This is a genomic window from Sinorhizobium sp. Y406 (assembly GCF_058732025.1).
In genome coordinates, this window is record NZ_CM178974.1 from 3037626 (window position 1) to 3058142 (window position 20517).

The 20517-nt window shown below is 63.5% G+C and carries 20 protein-coding genes; 10 read left to right on the top strand and 10 right to left on the bottom strand.

Going from position 1 to position 20517, the window contains the following annotated elements; genetic code table 11:
* Positions 1–16 precede the first annotated feature (16 nt).
* The 3 genes from AC4P1R_RS14380 to AC4P1R_RS14390 all read left to right on the top strand — a co-directional run bounded on the left by AC4P1R_RS14380 (position 17) and on the right by AC4P1R_RS14390 (position 2939).
* A complete protein-coding gene (locus AC4P1R_RS14380) occupies positions 17–1621 on the top strand; it encodes a heme biosynthesis protein HemY (RefSeq protein ID WP_069458720.1) in 1605 nt (534 codons plus the stop codon).
* 68 nt (positions 1622–1689) lie between these two features.
* A complete protein-coding gene (locus AC4P1R_RS14385; protein WP_069458721.1) occupies positions 1690–2172 on the top strand; it encodes a tellurite resistance TerB family protein in 483 nt (160 codons plus the stop codon).
* Between the two features lie 2 nt (positions 2173–2174).
* A complete protein-coding gene (locus tag AC4P1R_RS14390; protein WP_069458722.1) occupies positions 2175–2939 on the top strand; it encodes a glutamine amidotransferase in 765 nt (254 codons plus the stop codon).
* Between the two features lie 19 nt (positions 2940–2958).
* On the opposite strand, the gene AC4P1R_RS14395 is transcribed toward AC4P1R_RS14390, so the two are convergent.
* Positions 2959–4206 (bottom strand): MFS transporter, encoded by a 1248-nt coding sequence (locus AC4P1R_RS14395; RefSeq protein WP_069458723.1) that lies wholly within the window; start codon positions 4204–4206, stop codon positions 2959–2961.
* 129 nt (positions 4207–4335) lie between these two features.
* On the opposite strand from AC4P1R_RS14395, the gene AC4P1R_RS14400 reads away from it, so the two are divergent.
* Positions 4336–4629 (top strand): YggT family protein, encoded by a 294-nt coding sequence (locus AC4P1R_RS14400; RefSeq protein WP_106407842.1) that lies wholly within the window; start codon positions 4336–4338, stop codon positions 4627–4629.
* A gap of 103 nt (positions 4630–4732) precedes the next feature.
* On the top strand, positions 4733–5056 hold the full coding sequence (locus tag AC4P1R_RS14405) for a DUF167 domain-containing protein (RefSeq protein WP_069458725.1): 324 nt from the start codon (positions 4733–4735) through the stop codon (positions 5054–5056).
* A gap of 15 nt (positions 5057–5071) precedes the next feature.
* Here AC4P1R_RS14405 and ppa read toward each other — a convergent pair whose 3' ends face one another.
* Together ppa and AC4P1R_RS14415 are read right to left on the bottom strand one after the other, a co-directional pair.
* Entirely contained in the window at positions 5072–5605 is a 534-nt protein-coding gene (gene ppa, locus AC4P1R_RS14410) for an inorganic diphosphatase (protein ID WP_069458957.1), read from the bottom strand.
* A gap of 321 nt (positions 5606–5926) precedes the next feature.
* Positions 5927–6433: a GNAT family N-acetyltransferase gene (locus tag AC4P1R_RS14415; protein WP_069458726.1), complete on the bottom strand. Its 507-nt coding sequence runs from the start codon at positions 6431–6433 to the stop codon at positions 5927–5929.
* A gap of 434 nt (positions 6434–6867) precedes the next feature.
* On the opposite strand from AC4P1R_RS14415, the gene leuC reads away from it, so the two are divergent.
* Together leuC and AC4P1R_RS14425 are read left to right on the top strand one after the other, a co-directional pair.
* Positions 6868–8277: a 3-isopropylmalate dehydratase large subunit gene (gene leuC, locus AC4P1R_RS14420; protein WP_069458727.1), complete on the top strand. Its 1410-nt coding sequence runs from the start codon at positions 6868–6870 to the stop codon at positions 8275–8277.
* A 244-nt stretch (positions 8278–8521) separates the two neighbouring features.
* Positions 8522–9058, top strand: a complete 537-nt coding sequence (locus tag AC4P1R_RS14425) for a SixA phosphatase family protein (protein WP_069458728.1) — start codon at positions 8522–8524, stop codon at positions 9056–9058.
* Positions 9059–9130: 72 nt separating this feature from the next.
* Here AC4P1R_RS14425 and AC4P1R_RS14430 read toward each other — a convergent pair whose 3' ends face one another.
* On the bottom strand, positions 9131–9679 hold the full coding sequence (locus AC4P1R_RS14430; protein WP_069458958.1) for a L,D-transpeptidase family protein: 549 nt from the start codon (positions 9677–9679) through the stop codon (positions 9131–9133).
* Between the two features lie 347 nt (positions 9680–10026).
* On the opposite strand from AC4P1R_RS14430, the gene AC4P1R_RS14435 reads away from it, so the two are divergent.
* Complete coding sequence (locus tag AC4P1R_RS14435) at positions 10027–10710, top strand: response regulator transcription factor (RefSeq protein ID WP_069458729.1); 684 nt, start codon at positions 10027–10029, stop codon at positions 10708–10710.
* A gap of 148 nt (positions 10711–10858) precedes the next feature.
* Positions 10859–11314 (top strand): cyclic nucleotide-binding domain-containing protein, encoded by a 456-nt coding sequence (locus tag AC4P1R_RS14440; protein WP_069458730.1) that lies wholly within the window; start codon positions 10859–10861, stop codon positions 11312–11314.
* An 88-nt stretch (positions 11315–11402) separates the two neighbouring features.
* On the opposite strand, the gene AC4P1R_RS14445 is transcribed toward AC4P1R_RS14440, so the two are convergent.
* The 6 genes from AC4P1R_RS14445 to tesB form a co-directional block, all read right to left on the bottom strand.
* Positions 11403–12209: an exodeoxyribonuclease III gene (locus tag AC4P1R_RS14445; protein WP_069458731.1), complete on the bottom strand. Its 807-nt coding sequence runs from the start codon at positions 12207–12209 to the stop codon at positions 11403–11405.
* 230 nt (positions 12210–12439) lie between these two features.
* Positions 12440–13102: an outer membrane lipoprotein carrier protein LolA gene (locus tag AC4P1R_RS14450; RefSeq protein WP_069458732.1), complete on the bottom strand. Its 663-nt coding sequence runs from the start codon at positions 13100–13102 to the stop codon at positions 12440–12442.
* A 116-nt stretch (positions 13103–13218) separates the two neighbouring features.
* Complete coding sequence (locus AC4P1R_RS14455) at positions 13219–15870, bottom strand: FtsK/SpoIIIE family DNA translocase (RefSeq protein ID WP_069458733.1); 2652 nt, start codon at positions 15868–15870, stop codon at positions 13219–13221.
* A gap of 329 nt (positions 15871–16199) precedes the next feature.
* Entirely contained in the window at positions 16200–17567 is a 1368-nt protein-coding gene (locus AC4P1R_RS14460) for an ammonium transporter (protein ID WP_151611702.1), read from the bottom strand.
* A gap of 27 nt (positions 17568–17594) precedes the next feature.
* A complete protein-coding gene (locus AC4P1R_RS14465; protein WP_034852964.1) occupies positions 17595–17933 on the bottom strand; it encodes a P-II family nitrogen regulator in 339 nt (112 codons plus the stop codon).
* A 239-nt stretch (positions 17934–18172) separates the two neighbouring features.
* Positions 18173–19087: an acyl-CoA thioesterase II gene (gene tesB, locus AC4P1R_RS14470; protein WP_069458735.1), complete on the bottom strand. Its 915-nt coding sequence runs from the start codon at positions 19085–19087 to the stop codon at positions 18173–18175.
* An 85-nt stretch (positions 19088–19172) separates the two neighbouring features.
* On the opposite strand from tesB, the gene AC4P1R_RS14475 reads away from it, so the two are divergent.
* Positions 19173–20387, top strand: a complete 1215-nt coding sequence (locus tag AC4P1R_RS14475) for a ubiquinone biosynthesis hydroxylase (RefSeq protein WP_069458736.1) — start codon at positions 19173–19175, stop codon at positions 20385–20387.
* Positions 20388–20517: the final 130 nt, after the last annotated feature.

The following is a 20517-nucleotide window of genomic DNA, read 5'->3' on the forward strand; positions in this document are numbered from 1 at the left end:
GAAGAAAGAAGACTACATGATCCGGATACTGTTCTTCATCCTGCTCGTCCTCGCTCTCGCCCTCGGCTTTGCCTGGCTTGCGGACCGGCCGGGCGAGCTTTCGCTGATCTGGCAGGGACAGCTCATCGAAATGAGCCTGATGCGAGCGGCCACCATCCTGATCTCGCTCTTTGCGCTGGTCCTCATCACGATCTGGCTGGTCCGGGCGATATGGCTGTCGCCGCACACCGTCACCCGCTATTTCCGCGCCCGCAAGCGCGACCGGGGTTACCAGGCGCTTTCGACCGGGCTGATCGCCGCCGGCGCCGGCGACGCCATTCTCGCCCGCAAGATGGTGGGCCGGACGCGCAGCCTGATCCGGGTGGACCAGGAGCCGCTGATCCACCTGCTCGAGGCGCAGACGGCACTGATCGAGGGCCGGCATGACGACGCGCGCCGGAAATTCGAACAGATGGCGGACGACCCGGAGACGCGCGAACTCGGCCTGCGCGGGCTTTACCTCGAGGCCAAGCGCCTCGGTGCCCATGAGGCTGCCCGCCAATATGCCGAGCGCGCCGCCGAGAAGGCACCGCATCTGGCCTGGGCCACGCTCGCGACGCTTGACGATCGTAGCCAGGCGGGCCGATGGGACGAGGCGATCCGTCTCCTCGACCAGAGCCGCTCCGCCAATGTCCTCGGCAAGAAGGAGGCGAACCGGAAAAAGGCCGTACTGCTGACGGCACGCGCCATGGGCAAGCTCGAAGCGGATCCGAAATCGGCGCGCGACGACGCGCTGGCGGCGCTGAAGCTCGAAGAGCGGCTGGTGCCGGCGGCGCTGATCGCCGCCAAGGCACTGTTTCGCGAAGACAATCTGCGCAAGGGGGCCACGATCCTCGAAAGAAGTTGGAAGCTGGAACCGCATCCCGAGGTGGCGCGCCTTTACGTGCGGGCACGCGGTGGCGATACCGCGCTCGACCGGTTGAAGCGTGCGAAGAGGCTCGAAACCTTGCGCGGCAACAACGCCGTTGCGCTGGCGACCGTGGCCGAGGCGGCGCTCGAGGCGCGCGAACTCGACCTTGCCCGGCAAAAGGCCGAGGCCGCCGCCCGGCTCGCGCCGGCCGAGAGCATCTTCATGCTGCTTGCGGATATCGAGGAGGCGGACACCGGCGACGAGGGCCGCATCCGCCACTGGATGGCGCAGGCGCTGCGCAGCCCGCGCGATCCGGCCTGGACCGCCGATGGGGTGATTTCACCCTCCTGGCTGCCGGTCTCGCCGGTCAGCGGCCGGCTCGATGCCTTCGAATGGAAGGCGCCGCCAACGCAGCTTGCGGCCACGACGGAAGAGGGCCGGCCGGACCCCGACGCGGCAATCCGCAGCCTGCCACCGGTGGCGCCCGGGATACCGGCGGCCGCAGCCGAACCGCCGGAGCCCACGGAAGCAGAGGCGCCGGCTGCGCCGGCCGAAGCCGAGGCGCCGATCGAATTGCCGGAGCGAAAGGAACAAGCCGCAGCGCCGGCCGAGAGCAAGGAGCCGGTCGGCGAAGAGGAACCGGCCCCCTTCTTCGGCCGTCGTCCGGACGATCCGGGCGTTCGCGACTCCATGGCAGGGGACAGGGACAAGGCCAATTTCCGGCCTTTCTGAAGACTGGCGCGGAGATTTCTCCGCTCTAGCTATGGATCTGATGTTTCGACGGGCTATGGGCATAAGAGATGTTTGAACGGTTTCGAGCCTTCCTCGAGGGGCTGACGGGTTCGGCTGCGCAGATCGAAAGGGGCGATCCCCGCGTTGCCGTCATCGGGCTTTGTTTCCAGGTGATGGAAGCGGACGGGAAGATCCGCTTTTCCGAGCGCCGCAAGATGCGGGCGATCATCAAGGAGTACTATCAACTCGACGACAGCGCCCTCAATGCCCTGGTGGCGGCCGGCGAAACGGCGGAAAGCGAGGCGATCGACTTTTACCAGTTTACCGCCGAGATCAAACGCCACTTTGCGGAGGAACAGCGCGTTGAGCTCGTCGGCATGCTCTGGGACATTGTCTATGCCGATGGCGCGCGTAGCGAGATGGAGGACCACGTGATCTGGCGGATCGCCGATCTTCTCGGCGTTTCGGGGCGCGACCGTGTCTTGAAGCGGCGGGAAGCCGCCGCCAGGATCGACGGGGAGGAGGCCGCAGGCGAGCAACAGGAAGGCTGACGATGCCGCGAGAGGGCTGCGACACCAAGAAACCGATCCTCATCATCCTCCATCAGGAGCGCTCGAGCGCCGGACGTGTCGGCCATATCCTCGAGCAGAAAGGCTTCAGCCTCGATATCCGCCGGCCGGCGCTCGGCGACGATCTGCCGCCGACATTGAGCGACCATTCGGGCACGATCGTCTTCGGCGGGCCCATGAGCGCGAATGATGAGGAGGAGTTCGTTCGGCGCGAAATCGACTGGCTGTCGGTGCCGTTGAAGGAGAACAAGCCCTATCTCGGGATCTGCCTTGGTGCGCAGATGCTCGCCCGCAATCTCGGCGGCAAGGTTGCGCCCCATCATGAGGGCATGACCGAGATCGGCTGGTACCCGCTCAAGGCCACGGAAGTCGGCCGGGCGCTGATCGACTGGCCGGCCATGGTCTACCATTTTCACCGCGAAGGCTTCGATCTGCCGAAGGACGCAGAGCTGCTGGCGACCGGCGATACCTATCCGAACCAGGCCTTCCGCTATGGCAACAATGCCTGGGGCATCCAGTTTCACGGAGAGCTGACGCGGGCGATGATGCATCGTTGGGTCGTCCACGGCGCCCACCGCTTCGTGCTGCCTGGCGCCCAGATGGGCAAGGCCCATCTCGACGGTCGCATGCTCCACGACCGCCCCTTGCGGACCTGGATGGAGAATTTCCTGGAGCTCATCTTCCTGCGCGGCGGCAAGACGGAGAAGCCGCCGCAACGGCAGGGAGCCTCCAGTCAGGTAAGGATGTAGACAGGTTGCTCACCGCAACTCAAACGCTCCGGTGCTCCGCCGGCACGTCGAGCGTGTCGATCTTGCGCAGTTGCGGAAAACCGATCGCCCAAAGAACCGATACGAGCAAGGTGCCCATGCCGCCGAAGACGACGGCGAAGACGGAGCCGAAGCCTGAAGCCATCATTCCGGCCCGGAATTCGCCAAGCTCGTTGGAGGCGCCGATGAACACCATGTTGACGGCATTCACGCGGCCGCGCAGTTCGTCCGGGGTCCAGAGAGTGATCAGGATCTCGCGCACGTAGACGGAAATCATGTCCGCAGCCCCCATGACGATGAGCGCGGTGATCGAGATCCAGGCCGTCGTGGAAAGGCCGAAAACGATGGTGGCAAGACCGAAAAGCGCGACGCCGGTGAACATATAGAAGCCGGCGCGGTTTCGAATGGGGTGGGCGGCGAGCCAGATGGCCATGCCGACGGCGCCGATGCCCGGCGCGGCGCGCAAAAGTCCGAGGCCCCACGGCCCGAGCGCCAGAACGTCGCGTGCGAAGACCGGCATCAGCGCCACTGCGCCGCCGAGCAGGACGGCGAAGAGGTCGAGCGAGATCGCTCCGAGCACCACTTTTTCGGCCCTGATATAGCGGAAGCCGGCGGTGATCGTCTGCCAGCTCTGCCCCGCTTGCGCCGAACGCTGGGCGGGTTTCGGCACCGCCAGCACCATGAGCGCCGCCGCGGCGAAGAAGCAGAGACTGACCGTATAGGGCACCGTCGGACCAAGTCCGTAGATCAACCCGCCCACCACCGGCCCGACGATCGTCGCCGTCTGCCAGGACGAGGAATTCCAGGCAATCGCATTCGCCAGGTCTTCGGCCGGCACGAGATTGGGCGCCAGCGACTGCGAGGCCGGTGCAAGAAACGCCCGCTCGATGCCGAAGACGATCAGGATCGCATAGACCGGCCAGGGCGAAAACAAGCCCGTCACCGTCAATGCCAGGAGGGCCGCGGCACAGAGCGTGCTGAGCAACATGCAGAGCCCCATGATGACGCGGCGGTTGTAGCGATCCGCCACGCTGCCGGTGACGAGGATGAGGACGAGCGAGGGCAGGAACTGGAAGAGACCGATGAGCCCGAGCGCGAAGGGGTCGCGGGTCAGGTCGTAGATCTGCCAGCCGACCGCAACCGACATGATCTGGACGGCAAAATAGGCGAGGAAGCGGGAGAGGAAATAGCGCCGGTAGCCGACATGCCGGAAGGCGGCGAAGCGATGCGCAGCATAATCGGCCGACATGGTGAAAGCACTCCTCGGAGAGACCTGGAGGCCGGCGCCGTTAAACATGACGGAGCCCGGCGAAGCGACGTACTTGCCCGTTTAGTTCCCAATGTCTACATGTCTGTCAACTACGAATTGGAGACCGGCATGCTCGCAGTCATCGCAACCTTGAACCTCATCATCAATATCGCCTGGTTCCTGATCATCGCATCGGCCATCTTCTCCTGGCTCTACGCATTCAACGTGATCAATGTGAACAATCAGGCGATCAACATGATCGGCCGATCGCTCTATCAGTTGACCGAGCCTCTTTACCGGCCGATCCGCCGGTACCTGCCGGACATGGGCGGCATCGATCTGTCGCCGCTGATCGTTCTGGTGATCCTCTATTTCATCTGGTATTTCCTGAACACGACCGTCGCTTCGGCGCTGCTCGGCTAGCGCATGGCCCGAAAATTGTACCCAATTGTCGGGAAGCTCGATGCGCAGATTCAAAGAGTTACAGCGACCTTTGCGCGTCTGAAAAGACGCGCGGCGCTGTAAGGTGACGCGCGGCGCCCTCACGAGTTTCGGGGACCATGCGCGCCTTACCGTGCGGCTGACGCCGAATGGCGGGCGCGACGCGGTCGACGGCTTCGAGACGGCTTCCGACGGAGAGGAGCACCTGAAGGTCAGGGTTCGCGCCGTGCCGGAGAAGGGCAGGGCGAACCAGGCACTGATCGCGCTCCTTGCCAAGACGCTCGGCGTGGCGAAGAAGAGGATTTCGCTTCTTTCGGGAGACACGCAGCGCAAAAAAATCCTCCGGATCGAAGCCAATCCGGAGGAAATCGAGAACCGTCTTGCCGAGATCGTCGGCGAGACGAAATAGTTGCTACTTCGCTTGTTACTTCTGCGCCTTGGCGCGTTCGATCGCCTCGACGATCAGCTGGCGGGCGACGCTCGCATCCTTCCAGCCGAAGATCTTCACCCACTTGCCGGGCTCCAGGTCCTTGTAGTGCTCGAAGAAGTGCTCGATCTGCTTGAGCGTGATTTCCGGCAGATCGGTATAGTCGTCCACCTTGTCGTAGCGCTTGGTGAGATGTCCCGACGGCACGGCGATGATCTTCTCGTCCTTGCCGGAATTGTCTTCCATCATCATCACGCCGATCGGGCGGACATTGATGACGCAGCCCGGCACCAGCGGCCGCGTGTTGCAGATGAGCACGTCGATCGGATCGCCATCATCGGAAAGGGTGTGCGGCACGAAACCGTAATTGCCCGGATAGGTCATCGGCGTGTAGAGGAAGCGGTCGACGACCAGCGTGCCGGCTTCCTTGTCCATTTCATACTTGATCGGATGCCCGCCGACCGGGACTTCCACGATCACATTGACATCTTCCGGTGGATTCTTTCCGATGGAAATCGCGTCGATCCGCATGAGCACCTCCAGGGTAACAGAAAAATCGCCCCGTCGGATAAAGGGAAACATGCCGCATTGCAACATGACTTTCGTCCGAGGGATGGAAATGCTCTACGGCGCAGCGCGTCCTGTCAGACGCGCAAAGTCGCTGTAGCGCATTGGCTTGCTGCCTGTCTTTGTCCTTAAATCGAGGTCGATTTAGGGAGACATGCAGAAGGAGACATGCAGTAGGCAGGCCCCGCGGCTAAATAGAGGCACGTCGGAAAATTTCCCGGTCACCCTGAGAGAGAGAGAGAGAGAGAGAGAGAGAGAGAGAGAGAGAGACGCGAAAAGGCGCGCTCACGTCCAGACGAAGCCGACCTTCTTCAGGTGCTTCTCGCCGAAATCCTCCATGCCCTCGGCAATATCGCGGCCGCCGGCCGACTGGAAGAAATGATAGGCCTGGTCGCTGTCCTCCAGACACCAGACCACGACGCCCTCGCAGCCGAGCGATTTCAACAGGCTCCGGGCCTCCCCGAACAGCACCCGCCCGAGGCCCATGCCCTGATATTCGGGGCGAAGATAGATCTCGTAGATCTCGCCTTCCTGCGGCAGCGCCCGCGCGCGGCTCAGGCCGAGCGTCGCATAGCCGGCTATCGTTCCCGCGACATCGATGACGAGCAGTGTCGCCGGCCCCCGCGTGGCTTTGCGCCACCACGTTTCGTCGCGGCGATTGACCATCCGGATCAGCGGGCGGTGCGGGATCAGGCCGCCATAGGCCTGCAGCCAGGAAGCGCGATGAACGTCGGCGATCGCCGCCGCCTCGCGTGGCTCCCCGGGCCTGACCTCGATCGAAACAGTCTTCATGACTCGACTCTAAACATACGGTGCGGCGAACCGGAATCCCGCCCAAGCCGCTGCGCGGCGTTAACCCACAGGCAACTTTGACGGCACCCAATGGAAGGTTAACGCCTTTTTAACTTTATCCGCAACCCGGCCGCAAAAGACACACACAGCAAAATCGGGGACGCCGGAACCGGGGAATCCATGCGGTCCGCCGCGATCACGCCGATTGCGAAACCATCGGAAAATTGATATGAGCACCGGCCATGGAATCCAAATTCGGATGTCGCGAACAGCAAATCGTCGTGCTGCAGGACCACAAGCGTCTGCCGGCACGCTTTTTCGCGCGTGTTTGCGGCGCGCTTACGAGCCGCCTATCCTGATCGCTCGATCAGTCATGTTTCCGGCCGCACTGCCGCCGGCTTTTCGTATTCTGACAATTCGATGGACATATCGCCATGAGCGCACCGCGTACCCTCTATGACAAGATCTGGGACGACCATCTGGTAAGCAGCCAGGACGACGGCACCTGTCTTCTCTACATCGACCGTCATCTCGTCCACGAGGTGACCAGTCCGCAGGCCTTCGAAGGCCTGCGCATGGCCGGCCGCAAGGTCCGTGCACCGGAAAAGACGCTCGCCGTCGTCGACCACAACGTGCCGACCTCGCCGGACCGCCACCTCGGCATCAAGAACGAGGAAAGCCGCATCCAGGTCGAAGCGCTCGCGAAGAACGCCGCCGATTTCGGCGTCGAATATTATTCCGAGAACGACAAGCGCCAGGGCATCGTGCACATTGTCGGCCCCGAGCAGGGCTTCACACTGCCGGGCATGACGATCGTCTGCGGCGATAGCCATACGTCGACGCATGGCGCCTTCGGCGCGCTCGCGCACGGCATCGGCACCTCGGAAGTGGAGCACGTGCTGGCGACGCAGACACTGATCCAGAAGAAGGCGAAGAACATGCTGGTGCGCGTCGACGGGCAATTGCCGCCCGGCGTCACCGCCAAGGATATCATCCTCGCCATCATCGGCGAGATCGGCACGGCCGGCGGCACCGGCCACGTCATCGAGTTCGCCGGCGAAGCGATCCGTTCGCTGTCGATGGAAGGCCGCATGACCGTCTGCAACATGACCATCGAAGGCGGCGCCCGCGCCGGCCTGATAGCACCGGACGAGACGACCTTCGCCTATATCAAGGACCGGCCGCGCGCGCCCAAGGGCAAGGCCTGGGACATGGCGCTCGACTATTGGAAGACGCTCAACACGGACGAAGGCGCCCATTACGACCGCATCGTCGTGCTCGATGCCGCCAACCTGCCGCCGATCGTCTCCTGGGGCTCGTCGCCGGAGGACGTCGTCTCCGTCCAGGGCGCCGTGCCCAACCCGGACGACATCGAGGATGAGACGAAACGTACGTCGAAGTGGCGCGCGCTCGACTATATGGGCCTGAAGCCGGGCACCAAGATCACCGATATCGCCATCGACCGGGTGTTCATCGGCTCCTGCACCAATGGCCGCATCGAGGATCTGCGCGCCGTCGCCAAGGTCGTCGAGGGCCGCAAGGTCGCCCCGACCGTTTCGGCGATGATCGTGCCGGGCTCCGGCCTCGTGAAGGAGCAGGCGGAAGCGGAAGGCCTCGACAGGATCTTCAAGGAAGCGGGCTTCGACTGGCGCGAGCCCGGCTGTTCCATGTGCCTGGCGATGAACGACGATCGGCTGAAGCCGGGCGAGCGCTGCGCCTCGACCTCGAACCGCAATTTCGAGGGACGTCAAGGCTTCAAGGGGCGCACGCATCTCGTCTCGCCGGCAATGGCTGCGGCGGCTGCGGTGGCGGGCCACTTCGTCGACATTCGCGAGTGGAAATAGCCTCTTCGGCTTCGCTCGCTTTTGCAGCGCCGCGTCCTTTGGGACGCGCAAAGGACGCTATGGTGGCCGCCCCTCGGGGCGGCCTTCTGTTATTGCCTTTGCGGACATCCGTGGAAGACAAGGCTGCGCAACGGTGCGACAATGTGGTTCATGTCGCCCGAAACAGGAAGCTGTCCCGGGTCGGCGACATGCATCACAAAATGACCTGATGCGTCAGGCCCGCCAACGACACATGAAGAGCGCCATGTCCGATCGCCCCTTGCCGCCAAAGCGCCGCCTCATGCTGCTGCGTCACGCCAAATCCGATTGGCCGGAGGGCGTGGCCGATCACCGCCGACCCCTTGCGGAGCGCGGACGAAGGACGGCGCCGGTCATCGGCGCCTATATGGCCGAGCACGGGCTCGTCCCGGACCTCGCGATCGTCTCGACCGCGCGGCGCGCGCAGGAGACCTGGGAGATCGTCTCCGAGGCACTGCCGGTAAGCGTCGCAGCTCGCGATGCCGTCGGGATTTACGAGGTGGCGGCACCGGCCATACTCAAGGTCATACGCGACGTGGAACCTTGGGTCAGCTGCCTTCTGCTCGTCGGACATAATCCGGGAATGGCGGAACTGGCGCTGCTGCTCGCCGGCGGCGGCGAAGATTTACCGCGCCTCCGGGAGAAATTTCCGACGGCCGGGCTGGCCGTCATCGATTTCGACGTCGGCAAATGGTCGGATGTGGCACCCCGCAAAGGCCGCCTTGTCCGCTTCGTCACACCGCGCCTGCTCGATGCGAAATGACCGCGGCGCCAGCCGTCTATCTGCAGCGGCCTTTGCGCGTCTGAAAAGACGCGCGGCGCTGTGAGGAGAGCGTCAGAGAACCTTCACCACCGTGCCCCGGCGCATGTGGCGGAGCAGCCGTTTCATCGCCGGCAGGTTGACGGCAACGCAACCCTGCGTCGGCTCATAGCCGGCGCGGATGAGATGGAAGAAGATAGCGGAACCCAGATGGCGGCGTCGGGACGAGATGTTCCAGTCCATGACGAGACAGACATCATAGAGCCCATCGTCCCGCATCATCGCCTCGTGACTCGAGGAAAACGGAGCCCTGACCGGCCGGTTGTAGCAGGCATGCTTCGCAGCGTCGCACCAAAGCATGTCGCCTCGGGTCGACAACAGCGGCAGGCGCGTCGGCGGCAGGCGAACGCGATCCCGCCGTACATAGCCGCCGATCAGCCTCATCGACCCGCGCGGCGTCGCGCCATCGCCTTCGCGCTTGAGGGAGCTCACGCCGCTTCGTCCGATCGCCGCCTCGACGGTGCTGCCGCCGAATTGCACGAGCGCCCGCCTGCGGTCGCGCGGCGCCGCTCTTACGAGGATCACCGATTTTTCCGATCGCGCTTCCGACTTTTTCTTGCGCATCATCCTCACGGTTTATTGCCTACAGCGCCGCGCGTCTTATTAGACGCGCAAAAGTCGCTGTAGCACTTTGAACTGCTCCATGTCTTTGTCCTTTAATCGAGATCGCTTAAAGGAGACATGCAGTAGCGCCGCGCGTCTTATTGGACGCGCAAAGGTCGCTGTAGCACTTTGAACTGCTGCATGTCTTTGTCCTTGAATCGAGGTCGGTTAGAGGAGACATGCAGCAGCCGTGATACCGTCGCGACCAAAGGCATGATTGCATATATAAAGGCAGTGAGCGGCGTCGCGCTTTGCCAAGAGCGGTATTTGAGCTAGTTTCGAATCAGGAAGCAAACAGGAATTGCCCCATGGCGACCCGTACCATACTCCTTGTCGACGATGACAATGACCTGCGTGAGACGTTGATCGAGCAACTCTCCCTCTACGAGGAGTTCGAGCTTCTGCAGGAGGCAACCGCCGGCAAGGGCATACAGACGGCACGCTCCCGCCAGGTCGATCTGCTGATCATGGATGTCGGACTACCGGACATGGACGGACGCGAGGCCGTGAAGCTTTTGCGCAAGGGCGGGTTCAAGGCGCCGATCATCATGCTCACCGGCCACGACACCGATTCGGACACGATTCTCGGCCTCGAGGCCGGCGCCAACGACTATGTCACCAAGCCCTTCCGCTTCGCGGTGCTCTTGGCACGAATCCGCGCTCAGCTTCGTCAGCACGAGCAGAGCGAAGACGCCACTTTCAGCGTCGGCCCGTACACATTCAAGCCGAGTCAGAAGCTCTTGACCATGGAAAACGGCCAAAAAATCCGCCTGACCGAGAAGGAGGCGGCGATCATCCGCTATCTCTACCGCGCCGACCAGAAGGTGGTGACCCGCGACGTGCTGCTCGAGGAGGTCTGGGGCTACAATTCCGGCGTGACGACGCACACGCTGGAAACGCATGTCTACCGGCTGCGCCAGAAAATCGAGCGCGACCCTTCCAACGCGGAGATCTTGGTGACAGAGAACGGCGGTTACAAGATCGTTCCCTGAAGCGTCGCGTTTAATGGTATTCGTGCAACGGCTTTGGTTCTTTGCTTTCATGCGCGTCGTTGTCCCAAAACCGCGGCACAGTTTTTGGCGACATGCATTGGGATCAGGACCGCAGTCCGCTTTTCCACCGAACTGGGAGTATCGTCGCTTGGGGCTGAATGACGACATCGCGCTTCTGTCCAACGTCTCGCTCTTTGCGGATATCGGCGAAGACAAGCTGCGGCTGATCGCCTTCGGCGCCGAGCGCCGCCGCGTCGCCAGGGGGCACGAACTGTTCCGCGAGGGGGCGCCGGCCGATTGCGCCTATGCGGTTGCATCGGGACGTTTTTCGCTGACTAAGGACGGCCCCGAAGGCAAGCCGCAGCCCATCGGCACCGCCGCTCGCGGCACGCTGCTTTCGGAGCTGGCACTGATATCCATGGTCGAGCGCAAGTTCACGGCGACAGCCGATGAGGATAGCGAGGTGATCCGAATCAACCGGCCGCTCTTCCGCCGCATGCTGGAGGAATATCCGGAAGTCACCGCCATGGTCGAGGCCCGCATCCGAGAGAATATCCAGGCGATGATCCGCCGCGTCGAGGCGCTCGCCGGACGTTTCGCCTGATGGCCCCTCGCCCGCATGCGGGCGAAGCAGAATGCAGCGTGCGCCTCCCCCGATGCGAGTCTGGAGTCAGGAGCGGGAGGCAAACCCCTCAAAAATCGAAATGTGCGATCACCGGAACGTGGTCCGACGGGCGGTCCCAGCCGCGCGCTTCCCGCAGGATGTCGACGCGAGCGAGCTGGCGCGCGAGGTCGGCGGACGACCAGATGTGATCGAGCCGGCGGCCGCGGTCGGCGGCGGACCAGTCTTTCGCCCGATAGCTCCACCAGGTGTAAAGCTTCTCCGGCGGCGGCGTGTGCTGGCGCATCAGGTCGATCCAGGCGCCGCCGGTCATCACCGCGGTCAGACCCTCTGTTTCGATGGGCGTATGGCTGACGATCTTCAGGAGCTGCTTGTGCGACCAGACGTCGTGCTCGAGCGGCGCTATGTTGAGGTCACCGACGAGGATCGACGAAATCCCCGCCTCGGCCTCGGCATGCAGGAGCCTCATCTCGTCCACGAAATCGAGCTTGTGGCCGAACTTGGGATTGATCGCCCGGTCCGGTTCGTCGCCGCCGGCCGGCACATAGAAATTGTGCAGCCGGATCTTCTTGCCGCCGACCTCGAAGACGACCGAGAGATGGCGCGCATCGCCGACGCCGCAATAGTCGCGGCGGTCAGTCAACTCATGGAGCGGCAGGCGGGAAATGGTCGCAACGCCGTGATAGCCCTTCTGCCCGTGCATCTCGATATAGTCGTAGCCGAGGCGCTTCAGCGGGCCGGAGGGGAACTGCTCGTTCGGGCACTTGGTTTCCTGCAGGCAGAGGATGTCCGGCTGCCATTTCTCCAGAAAATGCGCCACCAGCGGCATTCGCAGGCGGACGGAGTTGATGTTCCACGTGGCGATGGAAAGGGCCATTCCTCGTTCCTTTGGAAATGTCGCCGGTGGGGGGTCGGTGTCCGGCAGCGCGGGAGCGTTTTAAACAGCTTCGGCGCCTTCCGACAAGTCATGAAAAAGGCCGCCCAAAGGCGGCCCGAAGAGTGAGCTCGGCGCAGCAGACGGTGACAGTGCCGCGCGTCCTTCAGACGCGCAAAGGCCGCTGCGACTATTCGGACCCGCGAATCGAGTCCAATTTTCGCACCGATTCGTTAGCCGCCACCCTTGTTGCGCACCTCGTCATAGGGAATGCGGAAGACCTTGTCGTCCAGTTGCAGCCCGGTCCTGACATTGAATATCATCACGGACGTGTCCTTCCTCTGCGCGTCGGTGATCGTCCATTGCCTGAGATCATAGGTTCTCGGGTCGAACATCATCGTGATCGTCGAATCGCCGAAGACCGAACGGTCGCCTAGTACGATGGTGATGAGGTCGGACTCTTCGCGAACGGCGCGCACCATCCGGCTGCTGAGATCTATCCTCTCGCTGAGCAGGAGGTTCAGCGGCGTCTTCGACAGCGGATAGATGTCCCAGGTCTTGAGCTTCATGTTGCCGATGACGACCGATTTGCCATCGGCGATCACGCGCATCGGCGATGGCGCTTCATAATTGAAGCGGATACGTCCCGGACGGTGGATGTAGAACTTGCCTCCCGTCTGTTCGCCGCGCGGCCCGAACTGCACGAACTCGCCCGCCATCGTCTTCACCGACGAGAAATGATCGGCGATCTTCTGCGCGACGCTCGACGCCTGCGCCGAGGCGTGCGACGCGTTGAGCAATGTGCCGGCCGTTCCGGCGAATGCCGCAAGGCCGCAAACGAAGACGCGCCGCGAGATCGCCAGATTTCCGCCGTCGACGGTTTTTCTCTCTGTCATCGCAGTCTCCTTCATATCAGCGTCATGTGGAGCGCAAGTGGGGCCTCTTCAAGGCGTTGGCGGACCTGGGCACGCTACATGTTCAAATGATCGTGACCGGCGGGAGGAAGTCGGGGTCAGCGGCCGGAAATCTCTGCTTCCGTCGGCACCAGGATCTCCCGCTTGCCGGCGTGGTTCGCCGGACCGATGATCCCCTCCTGCTCCATCCTTTCGATCAGCGAGGCTGCCCGATTATAGCCTATACCGAGCCGCCGCTGCACGTAGGACGTCGAGGCCTTGCCGTCGCGCAGCACGATCGCCACCGCTTGGTCGTAGGGGTCCTCGGAATCGGCGAGATTGGATGTTCCCGCCGGGCCGCCCTCGCCGTCCTCCTCGTCGTCCTCGGTGATCGCGTCGAGATATTGCGGCGTCCCTTGAGTCTTCAGATAGGCGACGACTTCCTCGACCTCCATGTCGGAAACGAAGGGCCCGTGCACGCGCTGGATGCGCCCGCCGCCGGCCATGTAGAGCATGTCGCCCTGCCCGAGCAGCTGCTCCGCCCCCTGCTCGCCGAGGATCGTACGGCTGTCGATCTTCGACGTCACCTGGAAGGAGATCCGGGTCGGGAAGTTCGCCTTGATCGTGCCCGTGATAACGTCGACCGAAGGGCGCTGCGTCGCCATGACAACATGAATGCCGGCCGCGCGCGCCATCTGGGCAAGCCGTTGCACGGCGCCCTCGATGTCCTTGCCGGCAACCATCATCAGATCGGCCATCTCGTCGATGATGACGACGATGTAGGGCATTGGCGAAAGGTCGAACTCTTCCGTTTCGTAGATCGCCTCGCCGGTCTGGCGGTCGAAGCCGGTCTGGACCGTGCGGGTGATTGCCTCGCCCCTGGCAAGCGCCTGCTCCACGCGACTATTGAAGCCGTCGACGTTGCGCACGCCGATCTTGGACATCTTCTTGTAGCGTTCCTCCATCTCGCGAACGGTCCATTTCAGCGCCACGACCGCCTTCTTCGGGTCGGTCACGACCGGCGAGAGCAGGTGCGGAATGCCGTCATAGACGGAGAGTTCCAGCATCTTCGGATCGATCATGATCAGCCGGCATTGCTCCGGGGTGAGCCGGTAGAGCAGCGACAGGATCATGGTATTGATCGCCACCGACTTGCCGGAACCGGTGGTGCCGGCGACGAGCAGATGCGGCATCTTGGCAAGGTCGGCGATGACCGGCTCGCCGCCGATGGTCTTGCCGAGCGCCATGGCGAGCTTGGTCTTGGTCGTTTCGAAGTCGCGCGAGCCGATCAGTTCGCGCAGATACACCATCTCGCGTCGCTGGTTCGGCAGTTCGATGCCGATCGCGTTGCGGCCCGGCACGACGGCGACGCGGGCGGCGATCGCGCTCATCGATCGGGCGATGTCATCGGCGAGGCCGATGACGCGCGATGACTTGATGCCGGGCGCGGGCTCGAGCTCGTAGAGCGTCACGACGGGGCCGGGGCGGACGTGGATGATCTCGCCCTTGACGCCGAAATCCTCGAGCACACCTTCGAGCATACGGGCATTCTGCTCGAGCGCGTCCGCCGAAAGCGAGACATCGCGCGCGACATTTTTCGGCTCCGCGAGAAAATGGATCGGCGGAAGCGCGAAATCGCCGTCGTCGTCGACGAAGGAGCGCTGCGCCTCGCGCTCGATGCGCTGGCCGCTCTTCGGCCGCGGTACCGGTGCGGCGACGCGTGATCCCGCCGGCGCGATCAAGGCCTTCGGCGGGGCGGCCTGCGGTGCCCAGTCGGCGGCGACATCTTCCTCGTCGTCCGGAAGAATACCGGCGGGGCGCCGTTCGTCGATGTCGAAGGGCGGATCGTCGTCGTCGATGACGATTGACGGCGGCCTTACGATGCGGCGCTCGGTGCGATCGAGCGACGGTTCGACGCGGTCGGCGGCCGCGACCGCCTTCGGCCGCACGGGCTCGTTCAGCGTGCCAAATTCATCGTCGTTGAAATCATAAGGGTCGTCCGGCCGTTTGGCGGAGCGGGAGCCGCTCATGCCGAAGGCCCGGCGCAGACGCGCCTGTGCGGTGAAACGCATATGGGCCAGCGAGCCCATCAACAGGGTCAGCGGACCTTCGTCATCCTCGTCCTCGAGTTCGTCCCGTATCGTGCGCGCCTTGCTCGCCGCCGGCTCCGCCACGGGCTCCTCCTCGTCCTCTTCGCTGACACCGATGAGGCCGGCGCTGTAGACGAGCGCACCGGCGGCCGGCGCGGAAAGGAGGCAGGCGAGCACGGTCGCGAAGGTGCCGGTCGGGAAGGCACCGGTGAAAAGTGCCGGAAAGCGCAGGATCATATCGCCGAACACGCCGCCGAGGCCGTTCGGCAAAGGCCAGGTGACCGGTGCCGGCACGCAGCTCAGCGCCGCGCTTGCCAGCACCGATCCGAGGAACCAGAAACCGAGCCGCTTCAGGGCTTTGTCGAAGGGCTTGTTGCCGATCAGGACGAGAGCCCAGGCCACGACCGGCAAAAGCGCCACGACGCTGGCCAGGCCGAAGAACTGCATGAAGATGTCCGCGAAAGCCGCACCGCCATAGCCGAGCAGGTTGGTCGGCTCCGACGACGTGGCATAGGAAAAGCTCGGATCCGAAACATTCCAGGTCGAGAGTGCAGCAACCGCGAGCGCCAGCGCAATGAAAAGCGCAAATCCCGCCAGCGACGCCAGTTGGCGCCAGAGGAAGGTGCTCAGCACAAACCGGTTTGAACGGCTGTCAAGCGTTGCGGTATTGCTTCTGCTCATGTTGCCTGCTGCCCGTTTCGATCTGCCGGAGCGCCACCCCGAGTCGGGGAACACCGTTCCGGTCGATGTTGATTCCGGAACATGCCGCCCGTCCTGCCGACATCGGCGCCGAATCGGAACGCTCCGGACACATTGCGTGCCATGGGAGCAACCTAAGCGGAGGTCGGTTAATGCGACATTAACCATGCGCGTGTGCGAACGAGATTGCGGTGGAGGACGTGCTGACCAGAAAAAAGCCCGGATCGCGAGGATCCGGGCCAAGGGCGATCCGCAGGAATGCGGACCGCGACGGGACTGTCGGCAGCGCCGTTGCCGGCGCCGCGATCCGTTTAGCTGACGTGGTAGGCGGCCTCGCCGTGAGAGGAGAGGTCGAGACCTTCGCGTTCCGCCTCGACCGTCACACGCAGACCGACGATCGCGTCGACCACCTTGTAGAGGATGGCGGAAACGATGCCGCACCAGACGATCGTGATGACGACGGCGGTAAGCTGGGTCATGAACTGGCCGCCCATGGAAACGCCCTCGGCATAGCCAATGCCGCCGAGCGACGAGGAGGCGAAGATACCGGTTGCCAGTGCGCCGAAGAAGCCGCCGACGCCGTGCACGCCGAAAACGTCCGCCGTATCGTCATAGCCGAACTTGTTCTTGATGACCGAGACGAAGAAATAGCAGAGCGGCGAGACGGCGAGGCCCATGATGATTGCGCCCATCGGCCCGGCAATGCCGGCGGCCGGGGTGATGGCGACGAGACCGGCGATCATGCCGGAAGCGGCGCCGAGCATGGAAGCCTTGCCGCGGGTCAGGGTTTCGACGACGCACCAGGACAGGACTGCCGCGGCGGTCGCTAGGAAGGTGTTGACCGTCGCAAGCACTGCGCCGCCGGATGCCTCGAGGTTGGAGCCGGCATTGAAGCCGAACCAGCCGAACCACAGCATGGCCGCGCCGACGAGGGTCAGCGTCATCGAATGCGGTGCCATCATGTCACGGCCGTAGCCCGTGCGCTTGCCGACCATGATCGCACCGACGAGCCCGGCGATCCCGGCATTGATGTGCACGACGGTGCCGCCGGCAAAGTCGAGCGCGCCCATGTTGAACAGGAGACCATTGCCGTCCCAGACCATATGGGCGATCGGGAAATAGACGAAGGTCGCCCAAAGGACGGAGAAGAGGACCGCCGCCGAGAACTTGATGCGCTCGGCAAAGGCGCCGACGATGAGCGCTGGAGTGATCGCGGCGAAGGTCATCTGGAACAGCATGAAGATGTATTCCGGGATGACGACGCCGTCGGTGAACGTCGCAGCGGTGCTGTCGACCGTCACGCCTGCGAGGAAGAGCTTGGCAAAGCCGCCGAAATAGGCGCTCTCCGAACCTCCGAAGGCGAACGAGTAGCCGTAGATCACCCAGACGATCATCATCGCGGCGCCGACGACGGTGCACTGCATCAGCACGGAGAGCATGTTCTTTGCGCGCACGAGGCCGCCGTAGAAGAGCGCAAGGCCCGGGATCAGCATGAAGAGAACGAGCAGCGTCGAGATGAACATGAACGTGGTGTCGCCCTTGTCCGGAACCGGTGCGGCAGCGGCGGCCTCGGCGGCGGCGGGAGCCGCTTCCTGGGCGAAGGCAACGACCGGCGCGAGCAAGGCGGCAGCGGTTGCGCCCACGCGTCGAAGAGAGGTGGAAAGGTAATGTGAGGACATCGAATAATGCTCCCTGAACGGCGTGGCTTACAGCGCTTCTGAGTCGGTTTCGCCGGTGCGGATGCGCACGGCGTGGTCAATCGAATAGACGAAGATCTTGCCGTCGCCGATCTGACCCGTCTTGGCTGCCGAGGCGATCGCATCCACGGCCTTGTCGACGATCTCCGACGGAACCGCGATCTCGACCTTCAGCTTCGGCAGGAAGCTCACGGCATATTCGGTACCACGGTAAATTTCGGTATGCCCCTTCTGGCGGCCGTAACCCTTCACTTCGGTTACGGTCAAACCCTGGATGCCAACGGCAGTGAGGGCTTCGCGAACCTCATCGAGCTTGAACGGCTTGATAATGGCCATCACAATTTTCATCGGTTTCCCATCCTTGTCTGCCTCCGGTCGGAGGCCGTCTCTCCTTGCTGCTTAAGCGCTGAAGCGCCGGGCAACCGAAAGGCTACATTCAAGGGGCGTGCCAGATTCGAAGACGAAGGACGAATGGGCGGAAAAGACACGAAAAAACCGCATTTCGCGCGGCTTCGGCCGCTAAATGCTAAAAAAGACGCCAGTCATTTTGACTAATAAATGTGCAAAATCTCAAAATTGCATATTGTTTATTCAATTGCCTTTTTGCGAATCAATCCCTCTTGCGCCACGGAGGCGATCAACACGCCTGAGCGATCGAACAGGCTGCCGCGGGTCATGCCGCGCGCGCCATGCGCATTCGGGCTGTCCTGGGCGTAAAGCAGCCAATCGTCCATCTTGGAGGGACGGTGGAACCACATGGCGTGGTCGAGGCTTGCGACCTGCAGCGTGCGGTCGAACACGGACGTGCCGTGGGCATAGAGTGAGGTGTCGAGGAGCGTCATGTCGGAGAGATAGGCAAGGATCGCCGCCTGCAGATGGCGCTCGTCGGGCACGGCGCCCACCGCCTTCACCCAGACTCGCTGCGTCGGAAGCGCTCCGTCCTGCAGCGGTTCGTTCCTCGGCGTTTTCCGGCGCGAAAAATAGTCCTCCAGCGATACGGGCCGGATTTCGATCGGCCGCGGCCGCTCGAAGTAGCGGCGGATCGCCTCGGGCGCCTGAACGAGGTACTTCTCCTTCAGCTCCTTTTCACCCGGCAGGTCCTCCGGCATCGGCACGTCCGGCATCTTGAACTGATGCTCGAAACCGTCCTCGTCGTACTGGAAGGAGGCCGACATCGAGAAAATCGCCTTGCCGTGCTGGATCGCCACCACCCGCCGGGTCGCGAAGCTCGATCCGTCGCGGATGCGGTCGACCTCGTAGATGATCGGCACGGACGGATCGCCGGGCCGCATGAAATAGGCGTGCAGGGAATGGACATAACGCCGCTGGTCGACGGTGCGTTGGGCGGCGACCAGCGCCTGGCCGATCACCTGGCCGCCGAACACACGCTGCCAGCCAACCTGCGGGCTCAAGCCGCGAAACAGGTTTTCTTCCAGCTTCTCCAGATCGAGGATCTGAAGCAGCGCGTCCATGGGGGTGACGGTCTCGGCTGGGCGCGACATTTCGGCGGTCTCCGATGGTAGGAACAGCGATTGCATTGATCTATATAGGCGAGAGATGATGCTCAAGTGCGATGGGAGTGACGGGATGATCGACGTGTTGATTGCCGGAGGCGGCTATGTCGGCCTGTCGCTTGCCGTATCGTTGAAGAAGTCCGCGCCCCATCTCGACGTCCTGGTCGCCGATGGCGCGCCGGAAGGCGCCTGGAAAAAGGACGAGCGCGCTTCCGCGGTTGCGCTGGCCGCCGAGCGCATGCTCGACATTCTCGGCGTCTGGAGCGCAATCGCGCCCGAGGCCGAGCCGATCCTGAAGATGGTGATCACCGATTCGAAAGCGGCCGATCCGGTGCGCCCGGTCTTTCTGACCTTCGAAGGCGACGGCGGCGAAGGACGGCCCTTCGCCCATATGGTGCCGAACACGGCCCTGGTGGGGGCGCTGCGCGACGCCTGCGCGGATCTCGGCGTTGCGATCCGGCAATCGACGATGGTGGAAAGCTTCCAATCGAGCGATCATGCGGTCGCGGTGACGCTCGGCGGTGGCGAGGAACTGGAGGCGCGGCTTCTGGTCGCCTGTGACGGCGTGCGCTCGAAGCTCCGGGAAGCGGCCGGCATCAAGGTCGTCGAGTTCGACTACGGTCAGTCGGGCATCGTCACCACCGTCGAGCACGAGCGCCCGCATAACGGCACCGCGGAGGAGCATTTCCTGCCGGCCGGTCCCTTCGCAACCCTCCCGCTCAAGAACAACCGATCGTCGCTCGTCTGGACCGAGCGCACGTTCGATGCCGAACGCCTGGTCAAGGGCGACGATTTCCTGTTCCAGGAGGAGTTGGAGCGGCGCTTCGGCCATAAGCTCGGCCACCTCAAGGTCGTCGGCGGCCGCCGGGCCTTTCCGCTCGGACTGACGCTCGCGCGCGAGTTCGTCGCGCCCCGCCTTGCGCTGGCGGGCGACGCCGCCCATGGCATTCACCCGATCTCCGGCCAGGGGCTCAATCTCGGCTTCAAGGATGTGGCGGCGCTTGCCGAAACCATCGTCGAGGCCGACCGCCTCGGGCTCGACATCGGCTCGCTCGCGGTGCTGGAGCGCTATCAGACCTGGCGGCGCTTCGACACGTTCCGCATGGGGGTCACCACGGACGTGCTGAACCGGCTGTTCTCCAACGACATCATACCGGTCAGGATCGCCCGCGATGTCGGCCTCGGCCTGGTCGATCGCCTGCCGCCGCTCAAGAATTTCTTCATCCGCCAGGCCGCCGGCACCGCCGGCCGCAGCGACCCGCGCCTGCTCGCCGGCGAGCCGATTTAGGAAAAACATGGGGGTGTGTCGCGGTCCGCCCCTCATCCGCCTGCCCGTCCTCCGCAGCAGCTGCGGAGGGTGGACCGGCACCTTCTCCCCGCAAGCGGGGAGAAGGGACAAGCGGCGCCCGCTCGGCCTC

Coding starts and splice junctions, on each gene's coding strand:
- AC4P1R_RS14425 (WP_069458728.1), top strand. CDS start 8,522: ATGTCCGATCGCCCCTTGCCGCCAAAGCGCCGCCTCATGCTGCTGCGT.
- AC4P1R_RS14455 (WP_069458733.1), bottom strand. CDS start 15,870: ATGAGCAGAAGCAATACCGCAACGCTTGACAGCCGTTCAAACCGGTTT.
- AC4P1R_RS14435 (WP_069458729.1), top strand. CDS start 10,027: ATGGCGACCCGTACCATACTCCTTGTCGACGATGACAATGACCTGCGT.
- AC4P1R_RS14400 (WP_106407842.1), top strand. CDS start 4,336: ATGCTCGCAGTCATCGCAACCTTGAACCTCATCATCAATATCGCCTGG.
- AC4P1R_RS14390 (WP_069458722.1), top strand. CDS start 2,175: ATGCCGCGAGAGGGCTGCGACACCAAGAAACCGATCCTCATCATCCTC.
- leuC (WP_069458727.1), top strand. CDS start 6,868: ATGAGCGCACCGCGTACCCTCTATGACAAGATCTGGGACGACCATCTG.
- AC4P1R_RS14385 (WP_069458721.1), top strand. CDS start 1,690: ATGTTTGAACGGTTTCGAGCCTTCCTCGAGGGGCTGACGGGTTCGGCT.
- AC4P1R_RS14395 (WP_069458723.1), bottom strand. CDS start 4,206: ATGTCGGCCGATTATGCTGCGCATCGCTTCGCCGCCTTCCGGCATGTC.
- ppa (WP_069458957.1), bottom strand. CDS start 5,605: ATGCGGATCGACGCGATTTCCATCGGAAAGAATCCACCGGAAGATGTC.
- AC4P1R_RS14465 (WP_034852964.1), bottom strand. CDS start 17,933: ATGAAAATTGTGATGGCCATTATCAAGCCGTTCAAGCTCGATGAGGTT.
- AC4P1R_RS14415 (WP_069458726.1), bottom strand. CDS start 6,433: ATGAAGACTGTTTCGATCGAGGTCAGGCCCGGGGAGCCACGCGAGGCG.
- AC4P1R_RS14380 (WP_069458720.1), top strand. CDS start 17: ATGATCCGGATACTGTTCTTCATCCTGCTCGTCCTCGCTCTCGCCCTC.
- AC4P1R_RS14460 (WP_151611702.1), bottom strand. CDS start 17,567: ATGTCCTCACATTACCTTTCCACCTCTCTTCGACGCGTGGGCGCAACC.
- AC4P1R_RS14445 (WP_069458731.1), bottom strand. CDS start 12,209: ATGGCCCTTTCCATCGCCACGTGGAACATCAACTCCGTCCGCCTGCGA.
- tesB (WP_069458735.1), bottom strand. CDS start 19,087: ATGTCGCGCCCAGCCGAGACCGTCACCCCCATGGACGCGCTGCTTCAG.
- AC4P1R_RS14475 (WP_069458736.1), top strand. CDS start 19,173: ATGATCGACGTGTTGATTGCCGGAGGCGGCTATGTCGGCCTGTCGCTT.
- AC4P1R_RS14450 (WP_069458732.1), bottom strand. CDS start 13,102: ATGACAGAGAGAAAAACCGTCGACGGCGGAAATCTGGCGATCTCGCGG.
- AC4P1R_RS14430 (WP_069458958.1), bottom strand. CDS start 9,679: ATGCGCAAGAAAAAGTCGGAAGCGCGATCGGAAAAATCGGTGATCCTC.